Source organism: Pseudomonas sp. PDM19 (genome assembly GCF_014852215.1).
In the GTDB taxonomy this organism is placed as follows: domain Bacteria; phylum Pseudomonadota; class Gammaproteobacteria; order Pseudomonadales; family Pseudomonadaceae; genus Pseudomonas.
This window is the reverse complement of the sequence record NZ_JACVBG010000003.1, coordinates 796,133-808,040: the sequence shown is the minus strand read 5'-3', so window position 1 is coordinate 808,040 and position 11,908 is coordinate 796,133. Positions and strand designations below refer to the sequence as shown.

11 protein-coding genes are annotated in these 11,908 nt (G+C 66.2%); 7 read left to right on the top strand and 4 right to left on the bottom strand.

The features are described 5' to 3' along the window. Window positions 1–74 precede the first annotated feature (74 nt). Window positions 75–380: a DUF3303 domain-containing protein gene (locus tag IB273_RS19620; RefSeq protein ID WP_081517664.1), complete on the top strand. Its 306-nt coding sequence runs from the start codon at window positions 75–77 to the stop codon at window positions 378–380. Here the strand turns inward: IB273_RS19620 and IB273_RS19615 are convergent. Further along, the gene (locus IB273_RS19615) at window positions 370–1,368 is read right to left on the bottom strand and encodes a GlxA family transcriptional regulator (RefSeq protein WP_192224820.1); all 999 of its coding nucleotides are present in this window, start codon (window positions 1,366–1,368) and stop codon (window positions 370–372) included. The two genes, IB273_RS19620 and IB273_RS19615, sit on opposite strands and share 11 nt — an antisense overlap. A gap of 109 nt (window positions 1,369–1,477) precedes the next feature. On the opposite strand from IB273_RS19615, the gene IB273_RS19610 reads away from it, so the two are divergent. From IB273_RS19610 to IB273_RS19595, 5 genes are all read left to right on the top strand, one after another. Next, the gene (locus tag IB273_RS19610) at window positions 1,478–2,026 is read left to right on the top strand and encodes a cysteine hydrolase family protein (RefSeq protein WP_192224819.1); all 549 of its coding nucleotides are present in this window, start codon (window positions 1,478–1,480) and stop codon (window positions 2,024–2,026) included. Window positions 2,027–2,063: 37 nt separating this feature from the next. Next, entirely contained in the window at window positions 2,064–2,195 is a 132-nt protein-coding gene (locus IB273_RS31640) for a hypothetical protein (protein WP_263866309.1), read from the top strand. A 34-nt stretch (window positions 2,196–2,229) separates the two neighbouring features. Next, on the top strand, window positions 2,230–2,826 hold the full coding sequence (locus IB273_RS19605; protein WP_081517661.1) for a LemA family protein: 597 nt from the start codon (window positions 2,230–2,232) through the stop codon (window positions 2,824–2,826). Window positions 2,827–2,847: 21 nt separating this feature from the next. After that, window positions 2,848–4,758: a M48 family metallopeptidase gene (locus tag IB273_RS19600; RefSeq protein WP_192224818.1), complete on the top strand. Its 1,911-nt coding sequence runs from the start codon at window positions 2,848–2,850 to the stop codon at window positions 4,756–4,758. A 366-nt stretch (window positions 4,759–5,124) separates the two neighbouring features. Continuing rightward, window positions 5,125–5,499: a 5-carboxymethyl-2-hydroxymuconate Delta-isomerase gene (locus IB273_RS19595; RefSeq protein WP_192224817.1), complete on the top strand. Its 375-nt coding sequence runs from the start codon at window positions 5,125–5,127 to the stop codon at window positions 5,497–5,499. Between the two features lie 59 nt (window positions 5,500–5,558). On the opposite strand, the gene IB273_RS19590 is transcribed toward IB273_RS19595, so the two are convergent. The 3 genes from IB273_RS19590 to IB273_RS19580 form a co-directional block, all read right to left on the bottom strand. Then, window positions 5,559–6,953 (bottom strand): amino acid permease, encoded by a 1,395-nt coding sequence (locus tag IB273_RS19590; protein ID WP_139791530.1) that lies wholly within the window; start codon window positions 6,951–6,953, stop codon window positions 5,559–5,561. A 325-nt stretch (window positions 6,954–7,278) separates the two neighbouring features. Further along, window positions 7,279–7,956 carry a class I SAM-dependent methyltransferase gene (locus tag IB273_RS19585; RefSeq protein WP_192224816.1) on the bottom strand — a complete coding sequence of 226 codons (678 nt, stop codon included), beginning with the start codon at window positions 7,954–7,956 and terminating at the stop codon, window positions 7,279–7,281. A gap of 35 nt (window positions 7,957–7,991) precedes the next feature. Continuing rightward, the gene (locus tag IB273_RS19580; protein ID WP_151186144.1) at window positions 7,992–8,261 is read right to left on the bottom strand and encodes a hypothetical protein; all 270 of its coding nucleotides are present in this window, start codon (window positions 8,259–8,261) and stop codon (window positions 7,992–7,994) included. 230 nt (window positions 8,262–8,491) lie between these two features. Between IB273_RS19580 and IB273_RS19575 the strand changes: the two genes are divergently transcribed. Continuing rightward, complete coding sequence (locus IB273_RS19575; protein ID WP_192224815.1) at window positions 8,492–11,608, top strand: transglycosylase domain-containing protein; 3,117 nt, start codon at window positions 8,492–8,494, stop codon at window positions 11,606–11,608. Window positions 11,609–11,908 lie beyond the last annotated feature (300 nt).

The window sequence follows — 11,908 nt, the reverse complement described above, 5'->3', positions numbered from 1 at the left end:
CCGGCGCGGCTCTGGCGGCGTCGCCGGTTCGGGTCCGCGTCCATCGAAGCCCGGAGCCGGGCCGGAGGTGCGACATGCTCTATCTGGTGAACTGGACCATCCCCATCGAGAACCGCGACAGGATCATTCAACGGTTCCTCAAGACCGGCGGCCTGCCGCCGCCCGGCGTGAAGCTGGTCGGCCGCTGGCACGCCATGGGCCACATGCTCGGTTTCGGCCTGGCGGAGGCCGAGAACCCGCTCGATGTGCAGCGCTGGATGCTGCAGTGGACCGACCTGATGCACCTGCAGGTGCACCCGGCCATGACCGACGCGGAATATGCACCGCTGCTCACGCAGATGCTGCAGCAGGCGGCGGACAACCCATCGGTCAGTCCCTGAGCAGGACCTCGGCTGGCCTGGCGCCGAAGCGCTTGCGGTAGTCGCTCGGCGCCATCCCGGTGATCTTGCGGAAGGTGCTACGGAACGAGCCCGGATCGAGGTAGCCGACCGTATAGGCGATGTGGTCCACCGTGCCGTTGGTGAACTCCAGCAGCTCACGCGCCTTGCCCACCCGCAGGTGCTGGCAGTACTCGGTGGGCTTGAGCCCGGTGGCGGCGCGAAAGCGCCGCAGGAAGGTGCGCTCCTCCAGCCCTGCCTGGGCGGCCATGGCGGCGAGGCTGACGTCCACCGCGCCATTGCCCTGCAGCCAGTGCTGCACCTTGAGGATCGCGGCATCGCCATGCCCCAGCAGCGGCGCGAAATTGCTGCCGCATCGCTGAGCGCTGTCGCTGTGTTCGACCACCAGGAAGCGCGCGGTGCGGTTGGCGATGCTCGGGCCGAGCAGGCGATCGACGATGCGCAGGCCCAGGTCCGACCAGGCCATCAGCCCGGCGGAGGTGATCAGGTCGCCGTCGTCCACCATCGGCTTGTGTGCTTCCAGCCGCACACGCGGGAAGCGTTTGCCGAAAGCCTCGGCGCCGCTCCAGTGGGCGGTGGCGCTGCGGCCGTCGAGCAGCCCGGCCTCGGCCACCAGCAGGCCGCCGATGCACACCGAGCCGACGATAGCGCCCTCGCCGTGGCGCGCGGCGAGCCAGTCGGTGAGATTGCGCAGTGGCGCGGCGTCGGGCAGCCCGAACAACGAGGGCGGCACCAGCACGGCGACCAAGCGACTGTCGGCGCCTGGATGCGTGTCGAACACACGCCGCGGCTCACCGCCGTCCTCACCGGACCAATGGCTGACGCGCAGTGCCGGCAGCTGCTGCGCGGCTTCTTCGCCGGCGATGCGCTCGGCCACCGCAAACAGGTCGGTGAGCCCATGCAGCGCCGCCGTCTGCACACCGGGATAGAGCAGCAACCCGATCTCGACGACGCTCCGTTCCGCAACCATTGTCAGTTTTCCCCCGGTTATTGTCGTTCCGCCTGATCCCCGCGCGGCGCGCGGCGAACCATACTGGTCCCACTTCCTCACCACTCAACGTTCAAGAAGGACTTCGGAAATGGCCAAGCAAGCGCTCATCCTAGTGGATATCCAGAACGACTACTTCCCTTCCGGCAAGTGGCCACTGGTCGGCATCGAAGCCGCCGCCGACCAGGCTGCCAAGGTACTGGCCGCCTTCCGCGAGCGCGGTGATCTGGTGGTGCACGTGCGCCACGAATTCGAAAGCGCCGATGCTCCGTTCTTCACCCCCGGCAGCGACGGTGCGAAGATCCACGCAAAGGCCGCCAATCTGCCCGGCGAGCCGGTGGTGCTCAAGCACTTCGTCAACTCGTTCCGCGACACCGACCTGAAGGCCATCCTCGACCAGCACGGCGTGGAATCGCTGGTGGTGGTCGGCCACATGAGCCACATGTGCGTGGATGGCGCAGTGCGCGCCGCCGCCGACTTCGGCTACCCGGTGACCGTGCTGCACGACGCCTGCGCCACCCTGGACCTGGAGTTCAATGGCGTGAAGGTTCCGGCAGCCCAGGTACACGCGTCCTACATGGCGTCCCTGGCTTTCGCCTACGCCGAGGTGGTGTCCACCGCCGAGTACCTGAATCGCTGATTTGCTGAGACAGGTGACTCTCCTGTAGGAGCGGGCCATGCCCGCGATCGCGCGCATGGCGCGCACCTACAGGGGCACCAGGCAGGCCGTGCTCGCTCAGAACAAAAGCACGATCAGCCCAAAGTATCGGGAAAAGGATAAGGCCCGCTTTGCTGGCTTTCCGCTATGATCGACGCTCGATCGCCTGCCGATAAGGACATCCCATGAGCGTTTCCTCGATCATCACCCTCGCCATCATCGCTGGCGCCATCTTCCTGCTGATCAGCGTGTTCAACCGCCTGGTGGCGCTGCGCAACCGCTACCAGAACGCCTTCGCGCAGATCGAGGTGCAGCTCAAGCGCCGCTACGACCTGATCCCCAATCTGGTGGAAACCGCCAAGGCCTACCTCAAGCACGAACGCGAGACCCTGGAAGCGGTGATTGCCGCCCGTAACGCGGCGGTGGCCGGTCTGAAAGCCGCTTCCGAACAACCCGGCGACGCCGGCCGCATGGCGCAACTGGCCGCCGCCGAGAACGCCCTGGGCGGTGCCATGGGTCGCCTGAACGTGACCCTGGAAGCCTACCCGGACCTCAAGGCCTCGCAGAACCTGCAGCAGGTCAGCGAGGAGCTGTCGAGCACCGAGAACAAGGTCGCCTTCGCCCGCCAGGCCTACAACGATGCGGTGATGGAGTACAACACCTACCGCCAGTCGTTCCCCGCCAACTTCCTGGCCACCACCTACGGCCACAGCAAGGACGCCAGCCTGCTGGAGTTCGAGGACAGCAAGGCCATCCAGGCCGCGCCGAAAGTCGCCTTCTAAAACCCTGGCGCAGGACGCGCGATGAACTTCTTCGAACACCAGGACCGCGCCCGCAAGCAGACCGGGCGCCTTGTCCTGCTGCTGACCGTCGCGGTGGTCTGCCTGGTCACCATCACCAGCTTCGCCCTGGGCTGGCTCTGGCGTCACCTGGGTGAGCCGGCGCTGCACCTGACCTCCCGCGCCTCCCTGCCCGACCCGGAGCTGTACCTGTCGGTGGCCGCCGTGATCATCGGCGTGGTCGTGCTCGGCGCGCTGTACAAGCAGGTGCAGTTGAGCGCAGGCGGCAAGGTGGTGGCCGAGAGTCTCGGCGGTCGCCTGCTCAACCTCAGCGCCGGCAACGCCGATGAACGCCGTCTGCTCAACGTCGTCGAGGAAATGGCACTCGCCTCTGGCTCGCCAGTGCCGCCGGTGTACGTGCTGGAAGATGGCTCGATCAACGCCTTCGCCGCCGGGCTGACGCCACGCGACGCGGTGATCGGCATCACCCGTGGCGCCATCGAGCAGCTCGACCGCAACGAACTGCAGGGCGTGATCGCCCACGAATTCAGCCATATCCACCACGGCGACATGCTGCTCAACACCCGGCTGACCGCCCTGCTCCACGGCATGCTCCTGCTCGGCCTGATCGGCGGGATGCTGCTGCGCGGCTGGAGCGAAACCAGTACCGGCATCCGGGTCAGCAGCCGGAGCAGCAGCAACGACAAGAACGGCGGCGGCAGCGTGGTGTTGCTGGTGATCGGCGCTGGCGTGGTGCTCTATGTGCTGGGCTATGTCGGCACCTTCTTCGGCCAGCTGATCAAGGCGTCGGTAAGCCGCCAGCGCGAGTACCTGGCCGACGCCTCGGCGGTGCAGTTCACCCGCGATCCCTCGACCATCGCCGGCGCGCTCAAGAAGATCGGCGGCAACCCGCTGGGCGCCCTGCTCAGTGCGCCACGCGCGGCCGAGTTCAGCCATATGTACTTCGGCGACGGCGTGGGCAGCAGCTGGTTCGACACCCACCCACCGCTGAAGGATCGCATCCGCCGCGTCGATCCCGGCTGGGATGGCCGCTACCCGAAATTCGAGCCGCGCCTGGACGTGGCGCTGATGAACCAGGAGGCCTGGACTGCCGCCGTCACCGGCCAGCCTTACCAGCCCAGCGCCGTGGAAATGGCCGTGGCTGCCGTGGGCGCGCCGACTGCCGCGCACCTGCTGGAAGCGCGCAGTACCCTGCAACGCCTGGATGAGCGCCTGCAGCGCGCCGCCCATGACAGCGAAGGTGCCGAGGCACTGATCTACGGCCTGCTGCTGGACAACGAACCCGGCCTGCGTGCGCGCCAACTGGAAGCAATCAAGCAGCGCCTGAACCTGAGCCTGGCGCTGCAACTGGACCTGCTGGAAGAGTCGTTGCTGCGGCTCGACCCCGGCCAGCGCCTGCCCTTGCTGGACCTGGCGATGCCGGCACTCAAGCAGCTGGACGCCAAGGCCTTCCTCGCCCTGCGCGAGAACATGGCGCTGCTGATCAAGCTGGACGGCAAGGTGAAACTGCTGGAGTGGACCCTGCTGCGCATCGTCGAACGCAACCTGCGACCGGGCAGCGGGAAGATCGGCAATGTGGCGCTGGCGGAGCTTGCCGAAGAGTCCGCGACGCTGCTGGCCTTCCTCGCCCGCGTCGGTGAAACCAGCGATGCGGAAACCGCACAGGCATTCTCCGATGCCTGGAACGGTCTACCCTTCCCGCCTCGTCCCATGCCGGCGGAAGGCAGCCTGCGCGACCTGGAAGGCGCCCTGAAGAAACTGGAGCAACTCAGGCCGCTGCAGAAGCCGCAACTGCTCAAGGCGCTGGCGCGCTGCATCGAACACGACGGGCGCATCAGCACCGGCGAGGCGGAACTGATGCGCGCGGTGGCGGATATCCTGGATTGCCCGATGCCGCCGTTGCTGGCGGCCTGAGGTTCCAGCACGCAGGGCGCATAACCCGGAACGGGTTATCCGCCGATACCATGACGGCGGATAACGCTGGCGCGTTTTCCGCCCTACGATCTTGCCGCCCTCTGCGGCGGATGCAGGAAAACTGCTTTGTAGGATGGTGTGGAGCGCAGCGATACCCATCGCTTACCGCGCACCGAAGCAGCATGGGTATCGCAAGCTCCACCCATCCTACGTTGGTACTTCACCCGTAAGTTCGATTTGGATGAAAACGCCAATCGCGCGCGGGCGTTTCTACAGATCAGCACCATCGGATACGTAGTCACCCGCATATCCGCCGTAAGCTCATCTCCCTAGGATGACCAGCATCACGGATGCCGGATATTCCCCATGCCCCACATCGCCATCGACTACACCGCCAACCTCACCGACGACCTCACGCCACTCGGCCTTCCACAGAAACTCCACGAAGCCGCGCAGAGTCTCGGTGTGTTCCCCGTCAACGGCCTGCGCACCTTCGCCCGCTCCATCGGGGAATACCAGGTGGGCGCGAACACTAAGAAAGAAGCCTTCATCAATATCCAGGTCCGCATCGCCCCCGGCCGCCCGGAGGAGTTGCGCCAGCGCATCGTCGACACGCTGTTCGCCACCGCCGAGCAGACCCTCGCCGCGCTCATCGAAAAACGCCCCGTCGGCCTGCAACTGGAGATCACCGAGTTCGACCGCAGCCTGACCCGCATGGCCGGCAGCCTGCCCAGCACCTGATTCGGCACGAAAAAAAAGGGCCTCCGCAGAGGCCCTTCTTTCATTCGCTCAACCGCGCATCAGGCACGGCTGGCGACGCTGCCCTGCTCTTTCGGAGCCAGATTTTTAGGAGCAAGGTTCAGCGCGTAGTACAGCACCGTCAGCAGCACCAGGAACGCCGGGCCGATGTACAGCGCGATGCGGGTGTCCTCGAAGAAGGCCATGAGCACCACCACCAGCACCAGGAAGGCCATGGCGAGGTAGGAGCTGAGCGGGTACAGCCACATCCTGAACTGCAGCTTGCCGGCTTCGGCGGCGGAGAGGCCGCGGCGGAACTTCAGCTGCGCCAGCAGGATCATCGCCCAGGTCCAGATCGCACCGAAGGTGGCGATGGAGGTCACCCAGGTGAACACCTTCTCGGGTACCAGATAGTTCAGCAGCACGCCCAGCAGCAGCGCGAAGATCGACAGCAGCAGCGCATTGCGCGGCACGCCGCCCTTCGAGGTCTTGGCGAACACGGCAGGGGCCTGGCCATGCTGGGCGAGGCTGTAGAGCATGCGGCCGGTGCTGAAGATGCCACCGTTGCAGGACGACAGCGCGGCGGTGATCACCACGAAGTTGATGATGCCGGCGGCGGTCTTGATGCCCATCCGCTCGAAGGTCATCACGAAGGGGCTGCCCTGGGTGCCGATCTCGTTCCAGGGGTAGATCGACATGATCACGAACAGCGCGCCCACGTAGAACAGCAGGATGCGCCAGAACACCGAGTTGATCGCACCGGGGATGGTCTTCTGCGGGTTCTTCGCTTCACCGGCGGTGAGGCCGATCATCTCCACGCCCAGGTAGGCGAACATCACCATCTGCAGCGACATCAGCACGCCGGTGATGCCGTGGGGCATGAAGCCGCCGTTGCTCCACAGGTTGGAGATGCCGGTGGCAATGCCACCGTTGCCCAGGCCGAAGAAGATCATGCCGGCGCCGGCCAGGATCATGGCGACGATGGTGACGATCTTGATCAGCGCGAACCAGAACTCGAATTCACCGAAGGCGCGCACGGCGATGAGGTTGATGGTGCCCATGCTCGCCAGCGCGGCCAGCGCCCAGATCCAGCGTGGCACGTCAGGGAACCAGATGCCCATGTAGATGGCCACCGCGGTGATTTCCGCGACGCAGGTCACCAGCCAGAGGAACCAGTAGTTCCAGCCGGTCAGGTAGCCGGCCAGCGGGCCGAGGTAGTCCTGCGCGTAGCGGGCGAAGGAGCCGGCCACCGGATTGTGCACGGCCATCTCGCCGAGGGCGCGCATGATCACGAGAATGGCGAGACCGCCGATGATGTAGGAGAGCATGATGGCCGGGCCGGCCATCTGGATGGCCTTGGCGGAGCCAAGGAACAGGCCGACGCCGATGCAGGCGCCCAGGGCCATGAGACGGATGTGCCGCTCGTTGAGATCCCTTTGGAGATCGTGGGACGACATGGTGATGCAACCTCATTTTGTTCTTGGGAGTAATCAGCTGCGGACTCTGAGTGCAGTCAGGGTGCGGAACCACCGGAAAGGCTTCGCCACCGCGCCGGGAGGCACGGAGAGAGAAGTGTCTGGCAGTTCCAGGACGGCACACCGGAAGAGGCTGCCCGCTCTTGTGAAGCGGACGTGGGCATTGCGGGAGGACCACGGCTGAGGTCGCGGGCGAGTGTTACACAAGTGTGTAGGAAACGTCTGCACCACCAAGGTGCAATGTGACCAAAGGAATAGCGGCGTATCGCCACATCCACGTGCCCGGCCAGGGCCGTTTTAGAGCGGTTCAGCCCGCCAGCGGCTGCAGTTCCAGCAACAGCGAGCAGGCCTGGCCGGTGCCCGGATGGCGCGGTTCGCGCAGCTGCCGCAAACGCCAGCCGCTGGCGGCCAGCAGCGCCAGCCAGGACTCCAGGGTGCGGAAGAACCAGGGCATCGGTGAGCGGAACTCGCCACCGAATGCGGCGAAGGTTTCCAGCCGCCAGCCATCGGCATAGGGCTCGTCGCCGCAGGCGGTCCAGGGGTGAACGGTCTGGATCAGCAGCCGCCCGCCGGCGTTGAGCCGCTCACGCAATGCGCCGAGCAACGGCGCGATGGACTCATCGAGTAGCGCGAAGTTGCAGACCAGCACGTCGAACTGGCCCAGGCTGCTGCCGGACTCGATCAGCGCCACGTAATCCATCACCTCGAAGCGCCCCTCGCCTGCAGCCTGCGCCGAATCGATCAGCGGCGCCGAGGCATCCACGCCGACGCACTCGCTGCGCCGCTGCGCCAGCGCGCGACACAACCAGCCTTCGCCGCAGCCGATATCGAGCACGCGCCGCGCCGGGCCATCGGCGATGGCGCCGAGGATCGCCGCGTCAGTGACCAGCCGCCGGCTTTCGATACGCTGCTCGCGCACCGCACGGGTCCAGGCATCGGCGTTGATCTGCCAGCTCTGGCGGATTCGGGCGTCGTGATCGGTCATGGTCTGCTCCGTGCGATCGCGCGCATGGCGCGCTCCTACAAAGGCTTCAACACCTTGGGCACCGCCAACCCCTTGGGTGGCGGCGTCTGCGGCAGCGCTTCACGGCAGCCGGCGTCACGGAACGGCCCGCCGATCTTCTGCCAGCCACTGCCCGGCGACGTCTGCTGGCAGGTGTAGGCGCCATCGAGCTTGCTCTGCCAGCGGTAGAACGGCATGGGCGCCGCCTGGGCGCTCAAGGACGCCAGCAGCAGCGCTGCCAGAGGCAGAACACGGGGCAGGCTGCAAGGCAGAAAAGGCGAACGCATGGGCAAGGGTTCCTGTCGAAGTCAGTACATTGCACCTGCTGGCCGTCGGCAAATCAATCCGCACGGCCATGAACGGTGCCAGCCGGTGCGCAGTTTTTTTGCCGCCGACTACGCTGGAAGTTAGGAAAGCCGCGGGGGAAGCGGGTTTCGCGGCGCCAGGATGGCGCCGGCCATCACGTGGGCGGAGTCCGCTACCTGGGCTGTCGTACAAGCAAGGGCGGGGCGTGAAGATGGGCAACTCGAAGCATTCCGGTACGCAAGTGGCAGGTCAACCGGGAAGTCTGGGGCCCGGCCTTTCCCCACAGAAAGTGCATCACCACCGTTTCCTCATCCTCTTCCTGTTTCTCCTGCCGTTGCTGGCCGCCATGGGCGCGGCGCTGCTCTATGAAGCGCGCACCTCCAAGCTGCAGGCGCGCGAGCTGGCACGCTACGCCACCGGGCTGACCTGGAGCCTGGAACAGGGCGGCACCGGCGACGTGGTCTATCCCCAGGGCGGCCCCTTCGACCGGCGCCTGGGTTACCAGCAGCTGCCGAGCTTCCTCGGCCGCTTGCACGAACGCAATTTCGTCACCCTGAGCCAGGCGCGCTTCTCCGATCCGCTGATGCAGTACACCAGCCACGGCATGTTCCCGCCCTACCCGGAGAAGGCCCAGGCCGGCGTCGACATCGCCGACTGCCGCGGCCTGCCGATCTACAACTTCCGCTACCCGCAGCGGCTCTACGCCAACTTCGAGAGCATCTCGCCGGCCATCGTCAACAGCCTGCTGTACATCGAGAACCGCGACCTGCTGGACCCCGACCGTCCCTACCTGAACCCGGCCATCGACTGGAGCCGCTTCACCCAGGCCTCGGTGGCGCAGGTGGGCAAGCTGGTCGGCCTGGGCAATCACGCACCCGGCGGCAGCACCCTCGCCACGCAGATCGAGAAGTACCGCCACTCCGAGGATGGCCGCACCAACTCCATCACCGACAAGCTGCGGCAGATGGCCTCGGCCAGCGTGCGCACCTACCAGAACGGCGCGGAGAATATGGCCGCGCGGCGCAACGTCGCCCTCACCTACCTGAACTCCGTGCCGCTTTCGGCGCAGCCCGGTTACGGCGAAGTCAGTGGCCTGCCGGACGGGCTGTGGATCTGGTACGGGGCCGACTACCAGCAGGTCAACAAGCTGCTCAACGCCCCGCCCGGCTCCGGCGCCGAACTGGCCGCCCAGGGCAAGGCGCTGCGCCAGGTGGTGTCGCTGATGATCGCCCACCGCCGGCCGTCCTGGTACCTGGCGCGCGGCCGAGAACAGCTCGCCGTGCTGACCGACAGCTACCTGCGCCTGCTGGCGCAGAACAACGTGATCGTCCCCGAACTGCGCGACGCCGCACTCAAGCAGAAGCTTACGTTCCGCGATCCGCGCAGCGAGCCGAGTTTCACCCCGCTGGAGAACAACAAGGGCATCGGTCTGGCCCGCACCCGCCTGGCCGGCATGCTCGATGTGCCGCTGTATGACCTCGACCGCTTCGACATGAGCTTCACCACCACCCTGCAGCATGAGTTGCAGGAGCAGGTCACCGGTTACCTGCGGCATCTGTCCGACCCGGAGTTCGCCGAGCAGATCGGCCTGTTCGGCGAGCACCTGCTGTCCAAGGACAAGACCAAAGACGTGCGCTACAGCTTCACCCTCTTCGAGCGCACTCCCAGCGGCAACCGCGTGCGCGTGCAGACCGACAGCACCGAGCAACCCTTTGACATCAACGAAGGCAGCAAGCTGGAACTGGGCTCCACCGCCAAGCTGCGCGTGCTTTCCACCTACCTGGAAACCATCGCCGACCTGCACCAGCTGTACGCTCCGATGAGCGTGGCGGAGCTGAAGAAGGTGCCGGTGGAGCCGCTGGATTTCCTTACCCGCTGGTCCATCGACTACCTGATCACCGCCAAGGACCGCGACCTGCCGGACATGCTCGCCGCCGCGCTGCAGCGCAAGTATTCCGCCAGCCCCTACGAGAGCTTCTTCACCGGCGGCGGCATCCACACCTTCAGCAACTTCCGCAAGGAAGACAACGGCCGCATCCCGACCCTGCAGGACGCCCTGCGCGAGTCGATCAACCTGCCCTTCGTGCGCCTGCTGCGCGACCTGGTGCGTCACGACATCTACGCCAACGAGGGCAGCAAGGTCGCCGTGCTCGCCGACGACAAGGACCCGCGCCGGCAGGACTACCTCGACCGCTTCGTCGACAAGGAAAGCCAGGTCTACCTGCTGCGCTTCTGGCAGAAGTACAAGGGCAAGGACAACGACGCGCGCCTGAGCACCTTCCTCGACGGCCTGCGCGCCTGGCCGGTGCGGCTGGCGGCGATCCACCGCTACCTGCAGCCGCAGGCGGATGTCCCAACCTTCGCCGCCTTCCTGCAGGATCGCCTGAAGCAGGGCAAGTACGCCGGCGACAAGCTCACCGACAAGCGCATCGAGGACCTCTACACCCGCTACGGGCCGGGCGCCTTCAACCTCAACGACCAGGGCTACGTGGCCCGCGTGCACCCGCTGGAACTCTGGCTGCTGGGCTACCTGCAACGCCAGCCGGCAGCGACCTTCGCCGACGCCGTGGCCGCCAGCAGCGCCGAGCGCAAGGAAGTCTATGGCTGGCTGTTCAAGTCGCGGCACAAGTACGCCCGCGACAAGCGCATCCGCATCATGCTGGAGGTGGAAGCCTTCCTCGACCTGCATGAACAGTGGAAGCGCCTGGGCTACCCGTTCGACCACCTGGTGCCATCGCTGGCCACCGCGCTGGGCAGCTCGGGCGACCGCCCGGCGGCGCTGGCGGAGCTGATGGGGATCATCCTCAACGATGGCGTGCGCCTGCCGACCCTGCGCATCGACAGCCTGCACTTCGCCGCCGCCACGCCCTATGAAGTCACCCTCGGCCCGGAATCCGGCAATGGCCGCCAGGTGATGCGCTCGGAAGTGGCCCAGGCCCTGCGCACGGCGCTATCCCAGGTGGTGGATGCGGGCACTGCGCGGCGTCTGTCCGGCACCTTCAAGCTGGCTGATGGCAATGCACTGGTGATGGGCGGCAAGACCGGCACCGGCGACAACCGCATCGAGAGCGTCACCCGCAGTGGCTGGGTGAAGAGTTCGAAGGCGATGAACCGCACGGCGACCTTCGTCTTCTACATCGGCCCGCGCCACTTCGGCACGCTCACCGCCTACGTGGCGGGCAGCGAGTCGGACGGCTTCAAGTTCACCTCGGCGCTACCGGTGCAGGTGCTCAAGGGCATGGCGCCGCTGCTGACCAGCTACCTGGAGCCAGGGATCAGCACCGGCTGCCAGGAGCGGCTGGATAATCTGCGGGTGAGTTGGCGCTGAGTGCCGCACCGATTGGCTTCGCCCCCTCACCCTGGCCCTCTCCCGGAGGGAGAGGGGACTGTTCCGAGCGCTCTGGCATTGCTGCGCTAGCCGGCTGACTCGGTTTGCATTCAGTACGTAGGGCGAATAACCCGGAACGGGTTATCCGCCGATACCACGACGGCGGATAACGCTGGCGCGTTATGCGCCCTACGATCCTGGCTTCATTCCTATCCGCCGCGCCGGGCGGCCCTCTCCTCGGGGAGAGGGCTGGGGTGAGGGGACAGCCCAGGCGCCGATACATCCCTGAACCGTAGGAGC